Raw genomic sequence first — 21,822 nt, 5'->3', positions numbered from 1 at the left:
GGACTTTGATAACGACATGAATATCGTGCAGCCACCGCCCACCGTTCTGTCGCCCGAGTTGCTGGCGCGCTTTGCCGCGATCGTTGGCGAGAAGTATGCGGTGACCGATCCGCACGACGCCGCCCCTTATCTCACCGAAGAACGAGGTCTGTTTCAGGGCCACTCACCGCTGGTACTTCGTCCGGGCTCGACCGCGGAAGTCTCCGCGATCTGCAAGCTCGCCACCGAGACGAGAACCGCGCTGGTGCCGCAGGGCGGCAATACGGGTCTCGTCGGCGGCCAGACGCCGCACAACGGCGAAGTGGTGATCTCGACACGGCGTCTCGACAAGATCCGTGCCGTCGATACGCAATCCAACGCCATGACTGTCGAAGCCGGTGTGATCCTCGCCAATGCGCAGCAGCGCGCCACCGATGCCGACCGGCTGTTTCCGCTGTCGCTCGGCGCGGAGGGAAGCTGCACCATCGGCGGCAATCTCTCCACCAATGCCGGCGGCATCGCCGCACTGGCTTACGGGGTTGCGCGCGATCTCGTGCTCGGGCTTGAAGTCGTGCTCGCCGATGGCCGCATCATGCATGGTCTGTCGAGCCTGAAGAAGGACAACACCGGCTACGAGCTCCGCGATCTCTTCATCGGCGCAGAAGGCACGCTCGGCATCATTACCGCCGCGACGCTGAAGATGTTTCCGAAGCCGCGCTCCGTCGAAACGGCCTTCGCTGCCATCGCATCCCCGGAGGATGCGCTCACATTGCTCGACATGTCGCGCAACATCGCCGCCGGAAGCCTGACCAGCTTCGAACTGATCCCGCAGATCGCCATCGACTTCACCGTGAAGCACGGCCCATCGATCCGCGCGCCGCTGTCCGGCCGTCACCCCTGGTACGTTCTGATGGAAATCTCCTCGCCGCGGGACGACGCCCGCGACACCATCGAGGCGATCCTGGGCAAAGGCATGGAGGACGGCATCGTCAACGACGCCGTGATCGCCGCCAATCTCGACCAGCGCGCGGCTTTCTGGAAGCTGCGCGAAGTCATTTCACCGGCGCAGAAGCCCGAAGGCGGTTCGATCAAGCACGATATTTCCGTCCCCGTCGCCGCCGTGCCGGATTTTCTGCGCGAAGCCGACGCCGCCGTGACCAAACTCATTCCCGGCGCCCGGCCGTTTGCATTCGGTCATCTTGGCGACGGCAACATCCACTACAATGTCAGCCAGCCGATCGGAGCTGACATGGCGGACTATCTCGCGCGCTGGCACGACATGAACGACGTGGTGCATGCAGTCGTCGCAAAGCATGGCGGATCGATTTCCGCCGAGCACGGCATCGGCGTGCTGAAGCGCGACGAACTCCCGAATGTCAAAGACCCCGTTGCCCTCGACATTATGCGGTCGATCAAGCATCTGCTCGATCCGCTCAATATTCTCAACCCGGGCAAGGTGCTGTGACCGACGCATCGACCGCGCCAAAGAGCAATCTGGCGGTCGACACCGCCGAGGACACCGACGTCGCTGCCATCGTCGCATTGTGGGAACGGTGCGAACTGACGCGACCATGGAACGAACAGCAGGCAGACATTGCACGTGCGCGCGGCAAGACCAATTCGGAGGTACTCGTCGGCCGCGACGGAAACACCATCGTTGCAACCGTCATGGTCGGACACGATGGACATCGCGGCTGGGTCTATTATGTCGCCGTGGACCCCGATCACCACAACAAGGGATACGGGCGCGCGATCATGGCCTCGGCGGAAGACTGGTTGCGCGATCGTGGCATCGAGAAACTCCAACTGCTGGTTCGTGCAGACAACACCCGTGTACAAGCATTTTACGAGACGCTTGATTACGATCAGCAGGAGCGTGTCGTCTATGCAAAGTGGCTCGATGGCCGCCCGATGACGCCCTGACAGCAACTTCCGACAGGTCCTGAAGGTAACTGCATGAGCGTGAGCGACCGCATTCGCATCAAAGACATCCGCGTTCTCTCGGACAACAAATACAAACTACGTTCGACAACCTTCGACTGGCGGCGCTCCAGCGGCGAATGGCAAACACAGCATCGCGAAACCTTCGATCGCGGCGACGGCGTGACGATACTCCCTTACAACCGTGCGCAGCAGACCGTGATCCTGATCCGACAGTTCCGCTATCCAACCTATGCCAACGGATACGATGGACTGCTGATCGAAGCGCCTGCTGGTTCGCTGGACGATGCCGAGCCCGAAGCGCGTATCCGGTCCGAAGCGGAAGAAGAGATCGGCTATCGCCTTGGCCCCATCAAGAAAATCTTCGAAGCCTTCACCAGTCCGGGCGCGGTCACCGAAAAACTCCATTTCTTCATCGCCGAATATCAGCCCGACATGAAGATCGGAAGCGGCGGCGGCCTTGCCCACGAAGGCGAAGATATCGAGACGCTGGAACTACCGGTCGCCGAGGCGCTCGCGATGATCGCGGACGGCCGCATTGCCGACGCCAAGACCATCATGCTGCTGCAATACGCGGCGCTGAACATTTTTCCCCGACATAACAGCCGCGAAACAGCCCTAGACCAGCGAGACTCTAAAACAAAGAGCCCTGCCCGTTGTCCTCTTCGGGCGCAGAGACCTTAATCTTTCTTTGCGGCTCTTTGGGTTGCTTGCGGCTCGCAGCCTCGGCGATGGCGATGTCCTCTTCGCTGCACGGCAGGATCAGGTCCGCGCTGTCATTGTCGACGCGGTTCACTGCGGTTGACACCTCGTGCCAGACGAAAGTCCCCGCCCGCGGCGCGACCAGCAATTCCAGCGCGGGTTCAAGATCGATCTCGCCGCCGTCGAGCCAGCGATCGAAGTCCCGCGGCTCGATCGTCACCGGAACGCGATCGTGCAGCGCCGCCATCTCCGGGGCCGCGGGAGCCGTCACGATGGCCACGGTGTCGACCTCCTCGCCGTTCGGACCCATCCATGTTTCGGCCACGCCGGCAAAACCGATCGGCGCGCCATCTCGCCGCCGGATGAGATGCGGCCGCTTGCGCGTGGGGGATGTCTTCCACTCGTAATAGCCATCTGCCGGAAGAATGCACCGCCGCCGCCGGATGGCATTGCGGAACGACGGCTTCTCCAAAACGGTTTCGGCGCGCGCATTGATGACGAGCGCGAACTTGCGCGGGTCCTTGACCCATGACGGCAGAAAACCCCAGCGCATCAGCCGGAACTGGCGGACACCGTTTTCGAGGATCACCACCGGCACCGGCTGGGTCGGAGCAACGTTATACCGGGGCGGAAAATTCGGCTGCTCGCCATAGCCGAACAGCCGGCGCAGCGCCTCGGGGGATGATGTAATCAGGTATCGCCCGCACATAAAAAGACTCGAAAATAAAGCCTCAGCGCTGGAAAATGACACATAAGCAAAACTTGTTCAGCCACCTTTAACCTGCGATGCCCAAACATCCATCACGATGTCGAATTCCGCCCTGCACGCAATGTCCCCCGCTGACGACGAGTGCGGCCCCTCAGACGCCCAGTTGGCCGATGACATGGCCGCCCGCGCCCAGCGGCTGCGCGACGCCAACATCAATCCCCGCACCGGGCTCGCTACAGATTATCTGAACCATTTCAACGAAGCGATCATGCTGCTCGAAATGATCCCCGACATTCCGGAATGTTTCGAGGACTTTCTCGGCTGGCAGCCGATGAGCTATCGCGAGCATTTCGCCGCCTCGAATTTCAAGGCCCGCGACCTTGCCATCAGCGCCTATGATTCCAGCGACCCGGCCGTCCGCGCCGAGTTCGACAACATCACCGCGACCATGACCTCGATCCTGACCACGGTCGGCGACGCCATGCGCCGGGTCCGGCATGACGACACCCGCACCATCCTCGCCGAGCAGGCCGCGGGCTGGGTCAAACCGCTCGTCACCCTGGCAGGCTCCATGATCAACGGCAGCAGCAGCGACGCCGATGACATCGACCAGATCATGAACCGCTGACCGTGACCGGCTTTTCCCATACCGGCCCGCAGCTCGCCGTCAGCGCCGGGATTTTCCGTGACGGCAAGATTTTGCTGGTCCGCCGCGCCCGCGAGCCGGCCAAGGGCGTCTACACCTTCCCCGGCGGCCGGGTGGAATTCGGTGAAAGCCTGCATGAGGCGCTGGCCCGCGAGGTCCGCGAGGAAACCGGGCTCAAGATCGAGATCGTCGGCCTGATCGGCTATCGTGAGGCCCTCCCCCCACGGACCGGCGGCCACGGCCATTTTGTCGTCCTGCCGTTCGCTGCCCGCTGGGTCGCCAACGAGATCGCCCTCAATGACGAACTGGACGATGCCAAATGGCTGTCCCCGCGCGAGGCGGTCCACGGCCTGCGGGTCACCCAGGGACTGGACGAGACGATCCGCTCCGCCTGCGCCATCATGGGCCTTTAGTCTCTGCCTTGCTTCCGGCCCGTTGAACGGGCATATGCGGCCCTTATGCTGAAGCGGATTTTCGCAATTTTCCTGGTGGCGGCACTGGCCGGTCCGGTTCCGGTCCGGGCTCAGGACGCGGCCGCCCCGTTCGACGGCGACCTCCAGCGGCTGGCCGAAATCCTCGGCGCCCTGCATTACCTGCGCGGAATCTGCGGCACCAACGAAGGCCAGAAGTGGCGCGCCGAAATGCAGGCGCTGGTCGATGCCGAGACCCCGTCCGGCGACCGCCGCAGCCGGATGATCGCGAGCTTCAACCGCGGCTATAACGGGTTCCAGCAAACCTACCGCTCCTGCACGCCGGCCGCGAATGTCGCCATCCGCCGCTACCTCGACGAAGGCTCGAAAATCTCGCGGGATCTCACGGCGCGCTACGCCAACTGAAATTTCCGGTGGACAGCTTTCCCCGGCCCGAACGGGAATGCCGGAAATAACGCGATAACTTGAATTCGCGCCGTTAACCTTTCCTAAAGAACCGGCTCGCGGGCTCCGCCCTGCATGCTAATGCTCTGTGCAGTTTCAACGTGCAGTCCGCCCGGACGCGTTCCACAGGCAAATTGATTTCATGTCGCATCCTTCCTATTGGACGCCCGTTCACGGATTTTCGCCCGATCAGGACCAGAAGCGGGCGGCGCTGAATTACCTCAACGAAGCCTGGGCGGAAGCGCGTCACGACGGCGTCGACGGCGATTGCCTCGCGCAGGCCAGCCTGTTCGCCGCCTTCGCTGAACTCGTCAGCACCTATGGCGAAGACGCGGTGGCGAAGTTCGTCGAAGGTCTCGCCGGCCGCATCCGCAGCGGCGAATTTTCGGTGGTCGAGTTCAAGCAGTAAGACGCATCGCGCGCGACCCTCTCCACGTCGTCCCCGCGAAGGCGGGGACCCATACTCCCCGCGCTATCGATCCTGTCGCGAAAACAGATCAAGCCTTTCTTCGTCACCCCAAATCCAGTGGCTATGGGTCCCCGCCTTCGCGGGGACGACATCGGTGGTGTTGAAGGGCTCGCGCCCTTGTTCCTATTCAAATTTCAAACAGCCACGCGCCATCACCCCTGTTGTTATGACGGCGCGGGGGCGCCCGAAGTTCTTTCATCGCTTCGCCCTTCAATGAGGGCGCGCGGAACGCCGGATGCGCGAGCGCATCCGCAGCCCCGTGTGCAAAAGTGAGAAAGCACACGAGCGTAGTCGCCACGGTCACGCCGTTTGCATCCGGCGTTCCGCACGCGGTGGGGCTCCGGCCTGCTTCGTGCTCTCCCCGGTGGACGATGCTACGTCACCGCATCCCTGCTGAGGGTTTCCGCCTCCGGTTGGAAGCGGCTCTCTGCCGGACTGACGCCAGCTTCGGGCGTCGGGACCACACGACTTGGGCCGGCGCGCACAGCGTGGTTCGTCTGCCGTCGCTTGCATCGCTCACACGCCTCCGGATGTTGCGCACGCCCTTGCGGGTGCGTGCGCGCGATCCGGGCTTGCGCCCCACGACCCTCGCTCCGGCCTGACGCTGCCGCGCCACCGCATCCCGCCCCGCGTATCGTGACGATCGCGAAACGCCCCTCATGACGGGGCGGGACATGGCGAACATAAGTGAGGTTCCGAGCGCGGGGATTTGTATCCCCATCACGAAATATTGCAGGAATGCGCGACAACATGAACGCGTTCATCTGTTCGCAGGCAATAAACCGATAGCTATCCGCGCCGGAAAGGCGCACAGTCAACTCATGCCACACCATCAGGTTGCCGCGGAGCGCTTCTCATGATCACGAGAACGCGGCGGGAGACGGTCACCTTCAAACATCCGGCGCGCATCAAGGGCATTGAACGCCTGCTTCCGGCTGGCGCTTACGAGATCGTGACCGACGAGGAAATGATCGAAGGCCTGTCCTTTCCGAGCTTTCGGCGCATCGCCACCATGATCATGGTGCCGGGCGCGCCGCCGCATCATCACTCGATGGAAATGATCGCCATCGGTTCGGTCGATCTTGCCGACGCGCAGCATCGGGACGCGGTGGTGCCAAATGTCTGACGATCCCGTCGATCTCGATTCCCGGCGCGGAATGGCAGCGCAGAAAGCGACGGGACTGCGGCGCATTCTCGCCGACGCCGAGAGCCACGCAGCAGTCCTGCGCGAGCGGCAGCTTCAGATCGAAACGGAGTTGCTCGACACGGATGCAACATCGTGGCCCGAAGCGGCTGCGAAGGCGCGTTACATTCTGAATCTCTATTACGCAACGCTGGGTGTGCACGATACGCACCACCGCGATCTGGTCGCCTCGGTCCTCAAGGATTTCGCGCGGCTCGACAGCGAAAGCTGACTACGTTTTCCACCTCGATTGTTTTCCGCGAACGATTGATCCTGAAACTCATTGCGACGTTCGGCGGGAACGGGAGGACTATGCATGCTTGATATGACAACGAAAGAGCTGTCGTCGCGGCACGTCAAACCGGAAGAGGCGCTTCGGCTTGGCGTCGTTTCGGGATGGTACACCACCAAGATGAGCGGGACGTTCGTCACCGGTCCCCATGCCACCCATGCCGACGCCTTGCTCAAGATCGCGGAACTGAATCCGCCCCCGCCGCCTGTGGCAAAGCGCAAATCATAAGGCGCCGCCGAAACACGGGATAATTCATGAGCACTGAGCGGCATCTCGCCCCGCTACGCGACGTCGAGGACGAAAACGACCAGCTTCGGCAACTGCTCATCCAGGCAGGTGTCGAAGCTCATGCCCATGTTGTCGCCGCGAAACTTCAGACCGTCCTGATCGGTGAGCTTCATCACCGGGTGAAGAACATGCTGGCGATTGCCTCGGCGATCGCCTCGCAAAGCCTGCGCGAAGCCACCAGCGTCGAGGCGGCGGCCAAGACCATCGCCAGCCGTCTGGCGGCGCTCGGCGTCTCCCACGATCTTCTCATTCGCGAGAGCTGGACCGGCGCGGGCTGCCGCTCGCTGATCGAAAACGCAATCCTCGCGTTCCAGACCGAGGGGCTGGCGCAGTTCACGATCACCGGGGAGAACGTCGCCGTATCATCGGGACCTGCCGTCGGACTGTCGATGGTGATCCACGAGCTCTGCACCAACGCGCTGAAATACGGCGCGCTGTCGGTGCCGGACGGCCGCGTCTCGATAACATGGTCGGTCGATGCCGAGGCGGAACGCTTCACCCTCGAATGGAAGGAAAGCGGCGGGCCGGCGGTGACCGAACCGAAGCAGAAGAATTTCGGCAGCCGGTTCATCGAGCAGGCGCTGCCCGGCCAGCTTCAGGGCGAAGCACGGCTGATCTTCGATCCGGCCGGTCTCGTTTGCCACGTCAATATTCCGGTCACGTCGTTGCAGGAGCCGGTGATCGCACTGGTTTAACACCTCAAACAACAGGCCCGGCATCGATGCCGGGATGACCTTCACACACACCCACGATTGGAAACACGTGACTGGAATCAGGATTCGCGTCGGCTACGAGATGATCTACGATTTTCCGCAGGCCACGCCGATGATCATGGTGCTGGGCACGCACTTCACGCGCGCGTCGGATGTCATCACCCCCGATTTTCTCACCACGACCCCGCCGGTGCCGATCACGCCCTATCGCGACATGTTCGGCAACTGGTGCAGCCGCATGGTCGCGCCGCCGGGACGGGTTCGGCTTTTCGCCGACGGACTGGTCCGCGACAGCGGCGTGCCGGATGTCGCCGTCCCATCGGCGATCCAGCATGCGGTGGAGGATCTGCCGCCGGACACGCTGGTCTATCTGCTGGGCAGCCGGTACTGCGAGACGGATCGCCTGTCGGACATTGCGTGGAAGCAGTTTGAAAACACCGCACCGGGCTGGGCGCGCGTTCAGGCGATCTGCGATTTCGTCCATCACCGCATCAAATTCGGCTACGAGCATGCGCGGGCCACCATGACGGCATTCGAGGTTTACAACGAAGGCAAGGGCGTGTGCCGCGACTACGCGCATCTCGCCATCGCGCTCTGCCGCTGCATGAATATTCCGGCGCGCTACTGCACCGGCTATCTCAGCGACATCGGCACGCCGAAACCGTGGTTGGGAGATTTCGCCGGCTGGTTCGAGGCCTATATCGGCGGCCACTGGCACATGTTCGATCCGCGCAACAACGTGCCGCGCATCGGCCGTGTGCTGATCGCGCAAGGCCGCGACGCCTCCGACGTTCCGATCACGCAGACATTCGGGCCGAATGAACTGATCAGCTTCAAGGTCTGGACCGACGAGGTCGCGTGAGGGCCTTTGCGATCCTGATTGATGGATTTCGCAAAAACAAAAACCCCGGCATCGCTGCCGGGGCGTTGTTCGGTCGCTCTTCAGATCACGCCTTCAGCGTCTCCAGAAACCGCACCGTTTCGCCGGTCGACGGGGTTGCGACCTCGCCCTGCCACATCACGCGCTTGCCGCGCACGAAGGTGCCGACCGGCCAGCCCTTGACCTTCACCCCGTCATACGGCGTCCAGCCCGCGCGCGAGGCGATCCACTTGTCGGTAATGGTTTCCTCGCGCTTCATGTCCACGATGGTGAAGTCGGCGTCGTAGCCGGCGGCGATCCGGCCCTTGCAGGCGATGTTGAACAGCCGCGCCGGGCCGGCGCTGGTGAGATCGACAAAGCGCGCAAGCGACAACCGTCCCGCGTTGACATGATCGAGCATGATCGGCACTAGCGTCTGCACGCCGGTCATGCCGGACGGCGAAGCCGGATAGACCTTGTCCTTTTCTTCCAGCGTATGCGGCGCGTGATCGGAGCCGAGCACATCGACAATGCCCTGCTCGATGCCGCGCCAGATGCCGTCGCGGTGGCTGGTATCACGCACCGGCGGGTTCATCTGCGCCTTGGTGCCGAGCCGCTCATAGGCCTCGGGACCGGCGAGGGTCAGATGATGCGGCGTCGCCTCGCAGGAGGCGACGTCCTTGTGGTCGCGCAAATACTCGATTTCCTGCTTGGTCGAGATGTGCAGCACATGGATGCGCTTGCCGGTCTCGCGCGCGAGGTTCACGAGGCGCTGCGTCGCGATCAGCGCCGCGTCCTCGTCGCGCCACACCGGATGCGAGCGCGGATCGCCCTCGATGCGCAGATGCTTGCGGTCGTTGAGGCGGTACTCGTCCTCGGCGTGAAATGCCGCGCGGCGGCGGATCACCTTGAAGATGCGGCGCAGGCTGTCATCGTCCTCCACCAGCAGCGAGCCGGTCGAGGAGCCGATGAAGACCTTGACGCCGGCGCAGCCCGGCGCGCGTTCAAGATCGGGCAGATGATTGACGTTGTCGCGGGTGCCGCCGATGAAGAAGGCGAAGTCGCAATGCATCCGGTGATGCCCGGCCTTCACCTTGGCGGTGAAGGCTTCCTCGGTCACGGTCAGCGGATTGGTGTTCGGCATCTCGAACACGGCGGTGACGCCGCCCAGCACCGCGCCGCGCGATCCGGTTTCCAGATCTTCCTTGTGGGTCAGGCCCGGTTCGCGGAAATGCACCTGCGTGTCCATGACGCCGGGCAGGATGTGCAGCCCCTTGCAGTCGATCACCTCGCCCGCGCTGGCAGCGCCGAGCGATCCGATTTCCGCGATCCGCCCGGCGGAGATGCCGATGTCGCGGACCCCCTCGCCGTCCTGGTTGACCACGGTGCCGGATTTTAGAATCACATCAAATGTCTGGGTCAATGCTCGAAACTCGTCTGATTTTGGGGCCGGATTTTACGCGTTCAATGCTGTGGTCGCACGGCGGCGCGGGCCTTGTTGTCCGCACCTTAGCGCCTTACGTTGCGATGTAACAACCAGCGGGCGAATTGTCCCACAGAACTTGAGAATCCCGAGAAAACCTTATGAAAGCAGCGTTTCTGCCGGATCGCGGCGTTGTCAAAGTCAGCGGCGAAGATGCGAGGGCATTCCTCGACGGGCTGATAACCACCAATGTGGAACTGGTGCGGCCCGGTGTGGGCCGGTTCGGCGCGCTGCTGACGCCGCAGGGCAAGATCATCGTGGATTTTCTCGTCACCGAGGCGCCGGAGGCCCATGGCGGCGGCTTCGTGTTCGACGTGCCATTGGCGCTCGCGCAGGCCTTCGCCACCAAACTCGGATTCTACAAGCTGCGGAAGAAAGTCACGGTCGACAACCTGTCCTCGCAGCTCGGCGTGATGGCGGTCTGGGGCGGTGCTCCGGCAACGACACCCGATCTTGCGTTTGAAGACCCGCGCGATCCGCAGCTCGGCTGGCGCATCTTCGTGCCGGACGATCTGGTCGATGAGACCGCAGCCGCGATCGGCGCGGACGTGACCGACAGCGAGGCCTATGAGGCCCACCGCATTGCCTGCGGCGCGCCGCGCGGCGGCGTGGACTTCATCTATGGCGACGCCTTCCCGCACGAGACCAACATGGACCGCCTGCACGGCGTCGATTTCGACAAGGGCTGCTATGTCGGCCAGGAGGTCGTCTCCCGCATGCAGCATCGCGGCACCGCGCGCACGCGCACCGTCCGCGTGCGGCTGGGCGGCTCGGTGCCGGAAATCGGATTGCCGGTGACCGCGGGCGACAAGGCCGTCGGCACCATGGGTTCGTCGGCGAACGGCGTCGGCCTCGCGCTGCTGCGAACCGACCGCGTTGCCGATGCACTTGAGGCCGGACTGCCGCTCACCGCAGGCGGGCTCCCGATCAGTCTGGTTTCGCCCGATGACGTGAAGGCCACACCGAAGCAGGCCTCCGCATGAGAAGCGCGCGCCTGCATGACGATGGGCTGGTGCGCTGCCCGTGGCCGGGTGAAGACCCGCTCTACATGGCCTATCACGACACCGAATGGGGCGTGCCGGAATACGACGACCGCGCGCTGTTCGAGAAACTGATCCTCGACGGATTTCAGGCCGGGCTGTCGTGGATCACGATCCTGCGCAAGCGCGACAATTTCCGAAAAGCCTTCGACGATTTCGAGCCGGCGAAAATCGTGCGCTACAGCGACAAGAAGGTCGCCGCGCTGATGAACGATGCGGGGATCGTGCGCAACCGCGCCAAGATCGAAGGCACCGTCAACAGCGCCAAGGCGTATCTGAAGATCATGGAAGAGGGCCCCGGCTTTTCCGCCTTCCTCTGGGATTTCATGGACGGCAAGCCGAAGGTCAACAACTTCAAGACCACGGCGTCGGTGCCCGCCGCGACGCCGGTCTCGACCAAGATGTCGAAGGAACTCGTCGCGCGCGGTTTCAAGTTCGTCGGGCCGACCATCGTCTACGCCTTCATGCAGGCCACCGGCATGGTCAACGACCATCTCGTGACCTGCCATTGCCATGAAACGTGCAGCAAGCTGAAGAAGCCTGTGCGCGTAAAATCAAAATGACCACGAAGAAATCATCGCCATCCAAACCAGCATCGCGCGCCTGGCAGCGCATGCTGTCGGGCCGCCGCCTCGACCTGCTCGATCCCTCGCCGCTCGACATCGAGATCGAGGACATTGCTCACGGCCTCGCGCGCGTGGCGCGCTGGAACGGACAGACCCACGGCGCGCATATCTTCTCGGTCGCACAGCACACGCTGCTGGTCGAGGCCGTGCTGCGCCAGCAGACCCCGCGCGTCGATCATCGCATTCGCCTCGCGGCGATGCTGCACGACGCGCCGGAATACGTGATCGGCGACATGATTTCGCCGTTCAAGGCGGTGATCGGAGGCTCGTATAAAGTCGTCGAGAAACGGCTCCTGTCGGCGATCCACATCCGCTTCGGCCTTCCTGCGGTGCTGCCCGCCGAGATCGAGCAGCAGATCAAGTCCGCCGACATGGGCGCGGCCTATCTTGAGGCGACGCATCTTGCCGGCTTCGCGCAGGCCGAAGCGAGGCGTCTGTTCGGCCGCGATCCCAGGCTGCCTGCGGCGACCGAAAAAGACTATGTGACACCATGGTCGGCCGGGCGCGCCGAAAAGCAGTTTCTCGCGCGATTCAAGGCGCTTTTGTCATAATCATCCACGGCATGTTTGCCGTGCAGCATGACGGGCGAAGACAGCAGGCATATACTCGTGCGGAACATAAGGACCGCCATGATTCACGTCTGCTCGCTCGCCGCCCTGCCCGCCACCGTCGAAGCCACCGGCGCCCAACACATCCTGACCGTGATGGCCAATGTCGCACAGGTGGTGCGTCCGGTATCGGTGCCGGAGGCCAATCACCTGCGCATCCAGATGGACGACATCATCGAACCGGCGCAGGGATTCACCGCGCCGTCGCATGAGCATGTCGAACAGGCGCTGACCTTCATCCGCAAGTGGGATCGCACCGCGCCGATGGTAATCCATTGCTATGCCGGGATCAGCCGCTCTACCGCGAGCGCATTCATGGCGGCCTGCGCGCTCAATCCGCATCGGGACGAGACCTCCATCGCACGGCAGATTCGCTCGGCATCGCCGAGCGCCTATCCCAACCGCCTGATCGTCACGCTGGCGGACGAGGTGCTGGGGCGTAATGGGCGCATGGTCCGCGCGCTCGACGCCATGGGTCCGGGCAACATGACCATCGAGGGGCGGCCGTTCCGGGTGGAGATTGAATGAGATCCGTCATTGCGAGCGAAGCGAAGCAATCCAGAGCAACTGAAAGCTGGATTGCTTCGTCGCTACGCTCCTCGCAATGACGGGGCTTTTGCATCATGACCGATAAAATCCTTACACCGATCGAGATCGGACTGACGGCGGCCATCGTGTCGATCGACGGCAACGAGCCGTCGATCCTGACGGCCTCCGGCAGCGACGGCGACGAACTCGAGGGCCTGCCGTTCGGGCCGTTCGACGCGGTCGCTCATCGCACGCTGGAAATCGGCCTGCGCTCATGGGTGGAAGAGCAGACCGGCCTGCGACTCGGCTATGTCGAACAGCTTTACACCTTCGGCGATCGCGGCCGTCATGCCCAGCGCAGCGACACGGACGCGCATGTCGCCTCGGTCGGCTATCTCGCGCTGACCCGCGCCGCGGACAGCACCTCGAAGCCGCAGGTGGCGGGCGCGACATTCAAGCCGTGGTATCGCTATTTTCCGTGGGAGGACTGGCGCGACGAGCGCCCGGCAATGATCGAGAAAGAGATTCTCCCGGCGCTGGAAGACTGGGCGGCGCAATCCGAAAAGCCGGATACCGCACGTGCACTGGCGCGCGGCGACCGCGTCCGGCTTTACTTCGGTACACACGGTGCGCAGTGGGACGAAGAGCGCGTGCTCGACCGTTATGAACTGCTCTATGAGGCCGGGCTGATCGAGGAATCCCGCCGCGACGGGCGTCCCGCCGCACTGGCGCGCAAGACACTGCCGGCGCTCGGCTCGCCGATGCGGTTCGACCACCGCCGGATTCTCGCCACCGCCATCGCGAGGCTGCGCGCCAAGCTGAAATATCGCCCGGTGGTGTTTGAACTTCTTCCCTCGGAGTTCACACTAACGGACTTGCAGCGCACCGTTGAGGCGATCTCGGGGCGTCATTTGCACAAGCAGAATTTCCGCCGTCTGGTGGAGGCCGGTGCGCTGGTCGAACCGACCGGCGAAATGTCGACCCAGACCGGCGGACGCCCGGCGGCGCTGTTTCGTTTTCGCCGCGAAGTCTTGCAGGAACGGCCCGCGCCCGGATTGCGGGTACGGGGACGACGCTGAATTTAAGGCCCGGTTGTTCGGGGCTGCTTTGAATTTTTCGCGTGATCCGAAAGCCCTCGCTGAGGCGGATCGCGCAAGGAGGATCGATGGAATTTATTGCGCTTGTCCTTGCTCTTATCGCGATCGGCATTGCCCGCAACGTGACCATGCGCTCGAAGGCACTGGAGGCGCGGCTGTCCCTGCTCGAAGCCTCGCTCGCGGGCGGCGCGCGTCCATCGACAACAAGAACGGATGCTCCGATCGCTCCGCCGATCGCGCCCGAAACGGCAGCGCCTGAATCAGCCGAGCGGACTGCGTCAACACCGCCGCCGCTGCCGCCTGCCGGATCGCGCTATCGGGAGACTGCGGACCGCGACATTCCCGAAATGCCTGCCGCACCGGCTGCATCGAGCGGCCCCGGCTTCGAGGAGCGCATCGGCACCCGCTGGGTGGTCTGGGTCGGCGGACTGACGCTCGCGCTCGGCGGCGTCTTCCTGGTCAAGTATTCCATCGAAGCCGGACTGCTGGGCCCCGAGGTGCGTGTGCTGCTCGGCGGCCTGTTCGCGCTCGGCCTGCTCGCCGTCGGTGAGTTCGCACGGCGCAAGGAGAGCCTGTCGTCGATCGCACCGCTGCCGATTGCCAACATCCCGGCGATCCTGACCGCCGCCGGAACGGCGGTCGCATTCGCCACCGTTTATGCATCCTACGCGCTCTACGGTTTTCTCGCACCGCCTGTCGCCTTCGTGCTGCTCGGCGCGGTCGCGCTCGGCACACTTGCCGCTGCGCTCTTGCATGGTCCGGCGCTTGCGGGCCTCGGCGTGGTCGGCGCATTCGTGACGCCGCTGCTGGTGGCATCGGACAAGCCGGACTACTGGGCGCTCTATATCTATATCTCTATCGTCACTGCAGCCGCCTTCGGCCTTGCACGCATTCGCCTGTGGCGCTGGCTCGCCGTCACCACCATCGCGTTTGGCGCTTTCTGGATGCTGGTTGGCATTGCCGAAGCCAACACGCTGGGCCCGCATGCGTTCGACATGATTGCGAGCTTCGCGCTGGCTGCGGTTCTGGTGGTCGCCGGGTTCATGTTCGGCCCGTCGGCGGAGCAAGGCCAGGTCGAGCCTGTTTCATCGATCTCGCTCGCGGTGTTCCTGTTCGGCGCCACGGCGCTGGTGCTCGGCCACAATCACGCCGATGCGGCGATGATCGTGTTCGCATTGCTGGTTGCAGCAACCTTCGCCATCGCCTGGCGTGCGGAGAGCGCCGCCGGCGCAATCGTTGCGGCTGCATTGTTCGTCTTCGCCGTGTTCGCCGAATGGGCGATCCGCGCCAATCCAGAACTCACCGTGATGCCCGGCGGCGCAATGCCCGGCATCGGCACGCGCGCCGACGAAGGCTCGATCAGCATGCATCTCATCGCGGCGGCCGGTTTCGGCGCGGCGTTTGGCGCGGCGGGTTTCCTCGCGCAGGGCCGTTCCTTCAGCGCGATCATTCCGGTGATCTGGGCGGCGGCCGGCGTGTTCACACCGCTGGCACTGCTGGTCGCGCTTTACGCGCGCATCGCGCATCTGGATCGTTCGATCCCGTTCGCGATCATCGCCATTGCGGTCGCCGGCGCATTCGCCGCGGCGACCGAACTCCTGACCAAGCGCGATACGCGTCCCGGCCAGATGATCGCAACCGCGATGTTCGCCACCGGCACGCTCGCCGCGCTGGCGCTGGCGTTTACGTTCGCGCTGGAAAAAGGCTGGCTCACCATCGCGCTCGCGCTGATGTCGCTCGGCACCGCCTGGATCTCCATGAAACGGCCGATCCCATTCCTGCGTGCGCTCGCGGCAATTTTGGCAGGCATCGTGGTGCTGCGGATCGGCCACGAGCCGCGCATCGTGGGTGATGACCTCGGCACCACGCCAATCTTCAACTGGCTGCTGCTCGGCTACGGCATTCCGGCAGCCTCATTCTGGCTCGGCTCTTACTTCCTGCGCCGCCGCGGTGACGATGGCCCGCTGCGCGGCGTGGAAGCCGCCGCGATCCTGTTCACGGTGCTGCTCGCCTTCACCGAGATCCGCCACTACATCAACAGCGGTAACATCTACAGCCGGTCTTCGGACCTGATCGAGATTGGCTTGCAAGTCTGCGTCGCACTGGCGATGGCGATCGGACTGGAGCGGCTTCGCATCCGGACAAGGAGCGTCATTCACAACGCGGGCGCGCTGCTGCTGACATGGTTCGCCGGTCTCGCGATCCTGTTCGGGCTGTTCTTCATCGCCAATCCGGCGATCTGGAGGATCGAGATCGCAGGTACGTTCATCAACCCGCTGATCCTCGGCTACGCGCTTCCGGCGATCCTCGCGCTGCTGCTGTCCTATGCCGTGGCGGGACGCCGCGCCGCGCCCTATGCCAACACCATCGCAGCCGGTTCGCTCGTTCTTGCGCTGGCCTGGATCACGCTGGAAATCCGGCACCTCTATCATGGCCTCTACCTCAACAGCGGCGACACGTTCGACGCCGAGCAGTACACCTACTCGGTGGCGTGGCTGGTGTTCGGCGTGGTGCTGCTGGGCATCGGCCTCCTGCTGCCGTCGCAGCGTGCGCGCCTTGCGTCGGCGGTGATCATCGCCCTCACCGTGCTCAAGGTGTTCCTGATCGACATGTCGAACCTGACCGGCGCTTACCGCGCGTTCTCGTTCATCGGTCTGGGCCTCGTGCTGGTGGCGATCGGATGGCTGTACCAGCGCATCCTGTTCCGGCAAACGAAGACGCCGCCGGCTGAAGGCAGCCCGGCGGCGTGATCAGAATTCTTTGCAGGAATAATTACTCGCTGGCGGAGCGGCGCAGTTCGAGCGCCGGTTCGCTGCGAACCGAAGCCGGACGCACTTCGGCGCGCGGGGTCGCATCCGCCGACTGGGTCACACCGGGTGCGCGCAGCGAGCGCGGGCGCGAGATCGACTGCGCCAGGAACACGCGCGCATTGCCGTGCTTGCGGAAATCGCAATAGGCAAAGCCCATGCCCGAGACCGAGCCGCGGAAGCTGACATTGTCAGTCTTGTTCAGGTTGAAGCATGGCTCGAAGGGAATGCCCTTGATCGATGCGCAGATCTGCTGGCCGCGCACCTGAAGCGTATTGCTCGGCAGCCGCATATGGCGGGTCTCGCCGGCGCCGCCGAACTGCACCGCGCCTGCCGCTGCGCCATCGTACGTGATCTTGCCGACACCCTTGGTGCCGTCGAAGCACGTAAAGGCGAACATCTTGTTGGCGACGAACTTGCGAGCTTCGTCTGCGTTCAGGGTTTCAGCCAACACCGGACCTGCAACCGAACCGGCAAGCAGGGCTCCAACAACGATGCGCACGAGCATACGGGCTACTCCAACTGACTGAACTTGCGGATCAAGTGAACCCGCCGGGCCAGGTGCCCGGCGGTTTACGCCTTAACTCGCTGATTACCATACCAACCATGGCAACATTGGCGCATCATGGTTGGCAAAGTCTGAACATCCTCAGGAAATTCTCACCACAGTGCGGCCACGAAGCTGGCCGGCGAGAATTTTCGGGCCTGCGTCGAAGACCTCGGCGAGACCGATTTCCTTAGTCATTTCAGCAAGTTTTGCATGGTCGAGGTCCTTCGCCAGCCGCTCCCAGGCGGCCTTGCGCGGGCCGATCGGGCACATCACGGAATCGATGCCCAAAAGGCACACTCCGCGCAAAATGAAAGGCGCCACCGACGACGGCAAATCCATACCGCCGGCAAGACCGCAGGCCGCGATCGCGCCGCCGTACCTGGTCATCGACAGCAGATTCGCCAGCGTGGTCGATCCGACGCTGTCGATGCCGCCGGCCCAGCGCTCCTTGCCGAGCGGCTTGCCAGGTGCGGACAGTTCGTTGCGGTCGATGATCTCGGACGCACCGAGGCCGCGCAGATAATCATGCTCGGAGGCACGGCCGGTCGAGGCGATGACCTGGAAGCCGAGCTTGGAGAGCAGCGCCACCGCAACCGATCCGACGCCGCCGGCTGCGCCGGTGACAACCACCGGGCCGTCCTTCGGCGTGAGACCATGCTTCTCCAGCGCAAGCACGGAGAGCATCGCCGTGAAACCCGCAGTGCCGATCGCCATCGCTTCGCGCGTGGTCATGCCGTCCGGCAAACGCACCAGCCAGTCGCCCTTGACGCGCGCCTTCTCGGCATAGGCGCCGAGGTGGGTTTCGCCGAGACCCCATCCGGTGGAAACAACCTTGTCGCCGGCCTTCCAGCCCGCATGCGACGACTCCAGAACCGTGCCTGCGAAATCGACACCGGCGATCATCGGGAAACGGCGCACCACCGGCGACTTGCCGGTGATCGCGAGGCCGTCCTTGTAATTCACGGTGGACCATTCGACCGCGACGGTGACGTCGCCGTCCATCAACTCCGCCTCGTCGAACTGCGTCAGCGCCGCCGTGGTGCCCTTTTCAGCCTTGTCGATTCTGACTGCCTTGAACGTTGCCAACTTTTCTCTCCGTCTCTTCTTGTGCGGTTGAAATCCGGCCCCCTGATTGGCGGCTCCGGTCCGCTTTGCCAAGCCCCTTCGGGCATGATCCCGAAAAGTGGGAACCGGTTTTCAGAGGGGATCATGCCCACAGTGAAAATAAGTCCGCATCTACCGTCACATCGCTGAGCGACCGGCGGACGCATTCCCGCCATGCGGGATTTTCCCGGCGCGCCTCTGGCGAGGCGGCGGATGACCTGCTATATTTGTTTTGCTCGTTATGAGAATAAGTGACCGTCTCGCGAGCGGGGAACGACAGCAGGTTGAAGCGGTCGTCCCTCAAGGGAGCCCGAGTTTGGAACGCCGGCCCAAAAGGCCGGATTTCTCAAGGCCCTAATATGCTCAAAATGAGCATATTAGGCATTCAAGGAGGCTGCGATGCCGATCTCAGGAATTTACGGTCCCGACGATTTCGGGAATCCGATCCACCGCCAGCCGGTGGGCGTCACCCGTCCCCTCCTCACCGACGCGGACCGCGCGCGCGCATTGCCGATGCCGTCACTGGAATGGACGCCCGAGGTCGAGCGCGCCACCGCGCATCTCTACGCCAAGGTGAAGAACGTCATTCCCGAGATCGAGTGGCCGTTCATGGCGCCTTACGTCAAGGCGATCAACGATCTCAAGAAGCAGCGCAACGCGGTGATCCTGGCGCACAACTACCAGACGCCGGAAATTTTCCATTGCGTGGCCGACATCGGCGGCGACTCGCTGCAGCTCGCGCGCGAGGCGACGAAGGTGAAGGAGAAGGTCATCGTCCAGTGCGGCGTGCACTTCATGGCCGAGACCTCAAAGATTCTGAACCCGGACAAGACCGTGCTGATCCCGGATTCGCGGGCCGGCTGCTCGCTGGCCTCAAGCATTACCGGCGCGGACGTGCGCCTGCTGCGCGAGCGCTTTCCCGGCGTGCCGGTGGTGGCCTATGTCAACACGTCAGCGGATGTGAAGGCGGAGGTCGACATCTGCTGCACGTCGTCGAACGCCGTGCAGGTGGTCGAGAGCCTGAACGCCGACACCGTGATCTTCCTGCCCGACCAGTATCTGGCGAAGTACGTCGCCTCGAAAACCACTGTGAAGATCATCGCATGGAAGGGCGCGTGCGAGGTGCACGAGCGCTTCACCGGCGACGAGCTGCGCACCTATCGCGAAGCCGACCCTTCCGTACAGATCATCGCACACCCCGAATGCCCGCCCGATGTGATCGCCGAAGCAGACTTCACCGGTTCGACCGCGCACATGATCGACTGGGTGCGCAAGCATCAGCCCAAGCGCATCGTCATGGTCACCGAATGCTCGATGGCGGACAACGTGCAGGCCGAACTGCCGAACGTCGAGTTCATCAAGCCGTGCAACCTGTGCCCGCACATGAAGCGCATCACGCTGCCGAAGATTCTCGACAGCCTTGTCTACATGCGTGAGGAAGTGACCATCGATCCGGCGATCATCGGCAATGCCCGGCGCTCGGTGGAGCGCATGATCAATCTGAAGAACTGAGAGGCGTGGCTTTTGAAAGCTGTTCTGCGTTCACCTCTCCCCGTTGGGGAGAGGTCGGCGCGTAGCGCCGGGTGAGGGGGTTCGGTGCTCATGACTATTTATCGAGCCCCCTCACCCCAACCCTCTCCCCCAAAGGGAGAGGGAGCACATAGTGCCGGTAGGTAGGGCAAACATGACAACATCCCCTTCTCGCAATCTTTCGCAGTCTTCCGACATCGTCATCGTCGGCGGCGGTCTTGCCGGCCTGTTCTGCGCGCTGAAGCTCGCGCCACGTCCCGTCACGGTGATCTCCGCCGCGCCGCTCGGCGAAGGCGCTTCCAGCGCATGGGCTCAGGGCGGCATCGCGGCGGCGGTTGCCGACGGCGACAGCGCCGAATCCCATGCCGCCGATACGATTGCCGTCGGCGGCGGGATCGTCGATGAAGAGGTTGCGCTCGGACTGGCCCGCGAAGCCGGTGCGCGTATCCACGATCTCCTGCAATACGGCGTGCCGTTCGACCGCGACCTCGAAGGCAGGCTGGCCGTCGGCCGCGAGGCGGCGCATTCCGCGCGCCGCATCGTGCATGTGCAGGGCGACCGCGCCGGCAAGGCCATCATTGCGGCGCTGATCGAAGCGGTGCGCAGGACGCCCTCGATCCATGTCATCGAAGGCTATGTCGCCGAAGCCCTGCTGACCGAAGGTGACGCGGTCACCGGCTTGCAACTGCGCAAGGCAGGCGACGCGGTGGCAGCGCCGGTCATCGTGCCGGCGCGCGCCATCGTGCTCGCCACCGGCGGCATCGGACATCTTTATGCGGTCACGACGAATCCGGCTGAGGCCAGCGGATCGGGTCTTGCGATTGCCGCCCGCGCCGGCGCGGTGATCGCCGATCCGGAATTTGTGCAATTCCATCCGACCGCCATCATGGCCGGCCGCGATCCCGCGCCGCTGGCGACGGAGGCCTTGCGCGGCGAAGGCGCGACGCTCATCAACGGCAAGGGCGAGCGCTTCATGCTGGCGCGCGACCCGCTTGCCGAACTTGCGCCGCGCGACATTGTCGCGCGCGGGGTGTTCGATGAAATCGCCGCCGGGCGCGGCGCATTCCTCGACGCGACACAAGCGCTCGGCGCAAAATTCGCTGCGAGATTTCCGACGGTGTACGCGAGCTGCATCGCGGCGGGCCTCGATCCGGCGACCCAGCCGATCCCGATTGCGCCCGCTGCGCACTATCACATGGGCGGCATCGCGATGGATCATCACGGCCGCACCTCGCTGAAGGGGCTCTGGGCCGGCGGCGAAGTCTCATCCACCGGCGCGCATGGCGCCAACCGCCTCGCCTCCAATTCGCTGCTGGAAGCCGTGGTTTATGCCGCGCGCATTGCCGACGATATCAACGGCAATCCCCTCGCCGCGGCAGGGCGTCCGCGCGACGGGATGATCTCGCGCAACAGTGCGATGCCGCCGCTCCGCGAGGCCAATCTGCGCGCAATGATGAGCTCGCATGTCGGCGTGGTCCGCGACGGCGATGATCTCGCAGAAGCCATCCGCACATTCACGGTGATCGAGCAGACCACCGGCAACATCGCGCTGCGCAACATGGCGACCACCGCGCTGATCGTCGCCGCCTCCGCATGGTCGCGCTGCGAAAGCCGCGGCGCGCATTATCGGTCAGATTACCCGGCGGAAGACCCGGCACGGCGGCATCGCACCGTGACGACGCTCGACGAGGCGCGTAACATCGCCGCAATGGTGGCCGATACCGCGCCTCGCAAACGCACTTCGACGGGAGCCTGATCTTGAGTATCAGCGACGTTCTCAATCCTGCCGCCCT

The 21,822-nt window shown here is 63.8% G+C and carries 24 protein-coding genes; 20 read left to right on the top strand and 4 right to left on the bottom strand.

The features are described 5' to 3' along the window. Positions 1-16: 16 nt before the first annotated feature. From AC1RM7_RS22720 to AC1RM7_RS22710, 3 genes are read left to right on the top strand one after another with little or no spacing between them, the layout of a single operon-like run. The gene (locus AC1RM7_RS22720; RefSeq protein ID WP_492839604.1) at positions 17-1,444 is read left to right on the top strand and encodes an FAD-binding oxidoreductase; all 1,428 of its coding nucleotides are present in this window, start codon (positions 17-19) and stop codon (positions 1,442-1,444) included. Further along, positions 1,441-1,902 (top strand): GNAT family acetyltransferase, encoded by a 462-nt coding sequence (locus tag AC1RM7_RS22715; protein WP_024921899.1) that lies wholly within the window; start codon positions 1,441-1,443, stop codon positions 1,900-1,902. Before AC1RM7_RS22720 ends, AC1RM7_RS22715 begins: the two co-directional genes overlap by 4 nt. Positions 1,903-1,935: 33 nt before the next feature. Then, complete coding sequence (locus tag AC1RM7_RS22710) at positions 1,936-2,604, top strand: NUDIX domain-containing protein (protein WP_492839606.1); 669 nt, start codon at positions 1,936-1,938, stop codon at positions 2,602-2,604. On the opposite strand, the gene AC1RM7_RS22705 is transcribed toward AC1RM7_RS22710, so the two are convergent. Further along, positions 2,555-3,331: an SOS response-associated peptidase gene (locus AC1RM7_RS22705; protein WP_024921901.1), complete on the bottom strand. Its 777-nt coding sequence runs from the start codon at positions 3,329-3,331 to the stop codon at positions 2,555-2,557. The genes AC1RM7_RS22710 and AC1RM7_RS22705 overlap by 50 nt on opposite strands. A 121-nt stretch (positions 3,332-3,452) precedes the next feature. Here AC1RM7_RS22705 and AC1RM7_RS22700 point away from each other — a divergent pair, with 121 nt between their 5' ends. From AC1RM7_RS22700 to AC1RM7_RS22660, 9 genes are all read left to right on the top strand, one after another. Beyond that, positions 3,453-3,959, top strand: coding sequence for a hypothetical protein (locus AC1RM7_RS22700; protein WP_024921902.1), 507 nt, complete (start codon positions 3,453-3,455; stop codon positions 3,957-3,959). A gap of 2 nt (positions 3,960-3,961) precedes the next feature. Next, complete coding sequence (locus tag AC1RM7_RS22695) at positions 3,962-4,390, top strand: NUDIX hydrolase (protein ID WP_024921903.1); 429 nt, start codon at positions 3,962-3,964, stop codon at positions 4,388-4,390. A 45-nt stretch (positions 4,391-4,435) separates the two neighbouring features. Beyond that, positions 4,436-4,813, top strand: a complete 378-nt coding sequence (locus tag AC1RM7_RS22690; protein ID WP_024921904.1) for a TIGR02301 family protein — start codon at positions 4,436-4,438, stop codon at positions 4,811-4,813. Positions 4,814-4,994: 181 nt separating this feature from the next. After that, a complete protein-coding gene (locus AC1RM7_RS22685; protein ID WP_006019063.1) occupies positions 4,995-5,261 on the top strand; it encodes a hypothetical protein in 267 nt (88 codons plus the stop codon). A 916-nt stretch (positions 5,262-6,177) separates the two neighbouring features. After that, positions 6,178-6,447 carry a hypothetical protein gene (locus AC1RM7_RS22680; RefSeq protein WP_024919355.1) on the top strand — a complete coding sequence of 90 codons (270 nt, stop codon included), beginning with the start codon at positions 6,178-6,180 and terminating at the stop codon, positions 6,445-6,447. Further along, a complete protein-coding gene (locus AC1RM7_RS22675; RefSeq protein ID WP_024576077.1) occupies positions 6,440-6,736 on the top strand; it encodes a hypothetical protein in 297 nt (98 codons plus the stop codon). The genes AC1RM7_RS22680 and AC1RM7_RS22675 overlap by 8 nt, the downstream gene beginning before the upstream one ends. An 84-nt stretch (positions 6,737-6,820) precedes the next feature. Continuing rightward, complete coding sequence (locus tag AC1RM7_RS22670) at positions 6,821-7,024, top strand: hypothetical protein (RefSeq protein ID WP_024919357.1); 204 nt, start codon at positions 6,821-6,823, stop codon at positions 7,022-7,024. Between the two features lie 26 nt (positions 7,025-7,050). After that, entirely contained in the window at positions 7,051-7,779 is a 729-nt protein-coding gene (locus tag AC1RM7_RS22665; protein WP_024919358.1) for a sensor histidine kinase, read from the top strand. A gap of 76 nt (positions 7,780-7,855) precedes the next feature. Next, entirely contained in the window at positions 7,856-8,659 is an 804-nt protein-coding gene (locus AC1RM7_RS22660; protein WP_024919359.1) for a transglutaminase-like domain-containing protein, read from the top strand. 85 nt (positions 8,660-8,744) lie between these two features. Here the strand turns inward: AC1RM7_RS22660 and AC1RM7_RS22655 are convergent, their stop codons facing one another. Next, positions 8,745-10,079 carry a dihydroorotase gene (locus AC1RM7_RS22655; protein ID WP_024919360.1) on the bottom strand — a complete coding sequence of 445 codons (1,335 nt, stop codon included), beginning with the start codon at positions 10,077-10,079 and terminating at the stop codon, positions 8,745-8,747. 161 nt (positions 10,080-10,240) lie between these two features. Here AC1RM7_RS22655 and ygfZ point away from each other — a divergent pair, with 161 nt between their 5' ends. The 6 genes from ygfZ to AC1RM7_RS22625 all read left to right on the top strand — a co-directional run bounded on the left by ygfZ (position 10,241) and on the right by AC1RM7_RS22625 (position 16,788). Further along, positions 10,241-11,122: a CAF17-like 4Fe-4S cluster assembly/insertion protein YgfZ gene (gene ygfZ, locus AC1RM7_RS22650; RefSeq protein WP_024919361.1), complete on the top strand. Its 882-nt coding sequence runs from the start codon at positions 10,241-10,243 to the stop codon at positions 11,120-11,122. Continuing rightward, entirely contained in the window at positions 11,119-11,742 is a 624-nt protein-coding gene (locus AC1RM7_RS22645) for a DNA-3-methyladenine glycosylase I (RefSeq protein WP_024919362.1), read from the top strand. The genes ygfZ and AC1RM7_RS22645 overlap by 4 nt, the downstream gene beginning before the upstream one ends. Beyond that, positions 11,739-12,356 carry a YfbR-like 5'-deoxynucleotidase gene (locus tag AC1RM7_RS22640; protein WP_024919363.1) on the top strand — a complete coding sequence of 206 codons (618 nt, stop codon included), beginning with the start codon at positions 11,739-11,741 and terminating at the stop codon, positions 12,354-12,356. Before AC1RM7_RS22645 ends, AC1RM7_RS22640 begins: the two co-directional genes overlap by 4 nt. A 78-nt stretch (positions 12,357-12,434) precedes the next feature. Then, on the top strand, positions 12,435-12,941 hold the full coding sequence (locus AC1RM7_RS22635; RefSeq protein ID WP_006019053.1) for a tyrosine phosphatase family protein: 507 nt from the start codon (positions 12,435-12,437) through the stop codon (positions 12,939-12,941). 95 nt (positions 12,942-13,036) lie between these two features. Continuing rightward, positions 13,037-14,020 carry an NUDIX hydrolase gene (locus tag AC1RM7_RS22630; RefSeq protein WP_024919364.1) on the top strand — a complete coding sequence of 328 codons (984 nt, stop codon included), beginning with the start codon at positions 13,037-13,039 and terminating at the stop codon, positions 14,018-14,020. A gap of 86 nt (positions 14,021-14,106) precedes the next feature. Continuing rightward, on the top strand, positions 14,107-16,788 hold the full coding sequence (locus AC1RM7_RS22625; protein WP_024919365.1) for a DUF2339 domain-containing protein: 2,682 nt from the start codon (positions 14,107-14,109) through the stop codon (positions 16,786-16,788). A gap of 22 nt (positions 16,789-16,810) precedes the next feature. Here AC1RM7_RS22625 and AC1RM7_RS22620 read toward each other — a convergent pair whose 3' ends face one another. Together AC1RM7_RS22620 and acuI are read right to left on the bottom strand one after the other, a co-directional pair. After that, complete coding sequence (locus tag AC1RM7_RS22620; protein WP_006019050.1) at positions 16,811-17,353, bottom strand: hypothetical protein; 543 nt, start codon at positions 17,351-17,353, stop codon at positions 16,811-16,813. A 141-nt stretch (positions 17,354-17,494) separates the two neighbouring features. After that, entirely contained in the window at positions 17,495-18,481 is a 987-nt protein-coding gene (acuI, locus tag AC1RM7_RS22615) for an acrylyl-CoA reductase (NADPH) (RefSeq protein WP_024919366.1), read from the bottom strand. Between the two features lie 417 nt (positions 18,482-18,898). Between acuI and nadA the strand changes: the two genes are divergently transcribed. Both nadA and AC1RM7_RS22605 read left to right on the top strand, forming a co-directional pair. Then, positions 18,899-20,011 carry a quinolinate synthase NadA gene (gene nadA / locus AC1RM7_RS22610; protein WP_492837272.1) on the top strand — a complete coding sequence of 371 codons (1,113 nt, stop codon included), beginning with the start codon at positions 18,899-18,901 and terminating at the stop codon, positions 20,009-20,011. 172 nt (positions 20,012-20,183) lie between these two features. After that, complete coding sequence (locus AC1RM7_RS22605) at positions 20,184-21,785, top strand: L-aspartate oxidase (RefSeq protein ID WP_024919368.1); 1,602 nt, start codon at positions 20,184-20,186, stop codon at positions 21,783-21,785. Positions 21,786-21,822 lie beyond the last annotated feature (37 nt).

This window comes from Afipia sp. GW822-FHT03D08, assembly GCF_058801645.1.
The sequence above is the reverse complement of the archived record's forward strand: the minus strand, read 5'-3'. Positions and strand labels throughout refer to the sequence as shown.

Excerpts from the sequence above, each read along its gene's own strand:
- AC1RM7_RS22620 (WP_006019050.1), bottom strand. The coding sequence starts at position 17,353 with ATGCTCGTGCGCATCGTTGTTGGAGCCCTGCTTGCCGGTTCGGTTGCA.
- AC1RM7_RS22675 (WP_024576077.1), top strand. The coding sequence starts at position 6,440 with ATGTCTGACGATCCCGTCGATCTCGATTCCCGGCGCGGAATGGCAGCG.
- nadA (WP_492837272.1), top strand. The coding sequence starts at position 18,899 with ATGCCGATCTCAGGAATTTACGGTCCCGACGATTTCGGGAATCCGATC.
- AC1RM7_RS22705 (WP_024921901.1), bottom strand. The coding sequence starts at position 3,331 with ATGTGCGGGCGATACCTGATTACATCATCCCCCGAGGCGCTGCGCCGG.
- AC1RM7_RS22670 (WP_024919357.1), top strand. The coding sequence starts at position 6,821 with ATGCTTGATATGACAACGAAAGAGCTGTCGTCGCGGCACGTCAAACCG.
- AC1RM7_RS22635 (WP_006019053.1), top strand. The coding sequence starts at position 12,435 with ATGATTCACGTCTGCTCGCTCGCCGCCCTGCCCGCCACCGTCGAAGCC.
- AC1RM7_RS22680 (WP_024919355.1), top strand. The coding sequence starts at position 6,178 with ATGATCACGAGAACGCGGCGGGAGACGGTCACCTTCAAACATCCGGCG.
- AC1RM7_RS22700 (WP_024921902.1), top strand. The coding sequence starts at position 3,453 with ATGTCCCCCGCTGACGACGAGTGCGGCCCCTCAGACGCCCAGTTGGCC.
- AC1RM7_RS22690 (WP_024921904.1), top strand. The coding sequence starts at position 4,436 with ATGCTGAAGCGGATTTTCGCAATTTTCCTGGTGGCGGCACTGGCCGGT.
- AC1RM7_RS22605 (WP_024919368.1), top strand. The coding sequence starts at position 20,184 with ATGACAACATCCCCTTCTCGCAATCTTTCGCAGTCTTCCGACATCGTC.
- AC1RM7_RS22625 (WP_024919365.1), top strand. The coding sequence starts at position 14,107 with ATGGAATTTATTGCGCTTGTCCTTGCTCTTATCGCGATCGGCATTGCC.
- AC1RM7_RS22645 (WP_024919362.1), top strand. The coding sequence starts at position 11,119 with ATGAGAAGCGCGCGCCTGCATGACGATGGGCTGGTGCGCTGCCCGTGG.
- ygfZ (WP_024919361.1), top strand. The coding sequence starts at position 10,241 with ATGAAAGCAGCGTTTCTGCCGGATCGCGGCGTTGTCAAAGTCAGCGGC.
- AC1RM7_RS22710 (WP_492839606.1), top strand. The coding sequence starts at position 1,936 with ATGAGCGTGAGCGACCGCATTCGCATCAAAGACATCCGCGTTCTCTCG.
- AC1RM7_RS22720 (WP_492839604.1), top strand. The coding sequence starts at position 17 with ATGAATATCGTGCAGCCACCGCCCACCGTTCTGTCGCCCGAGTTGCTG.
- AC1RM7_RS22685 (WP_006019063.1), top strand. The coding sequence starts at position 4,995 with ATGTCGCATCCTTCCTATTGGACGCCCGTTCACGGATTTTCGCCCGAT.
- AC1RM7_RS22630 (WP_024919364.1), top strand. The coding sequence starts at position 13,037 with ATGACCGATAAAATCCTTACACCGATCGAGATCGGACTGACGGCGGCC.
- AC1RM7_RS22665 (WP_024919358.1), top strand. The coding sequence starts at position 7,051 with ATGAGCACTGAGCGGCATCTCGCCCCGCTACGCGACGTCGAGGACGAA.
- AC1RM7_RS22640 (WP_024919363.1), top strand. The coding sequence starts at position 11,739 with ATGACCACGAAGAAATCATCGCCATCCAAACCAGCATCGCGCGCCTGG.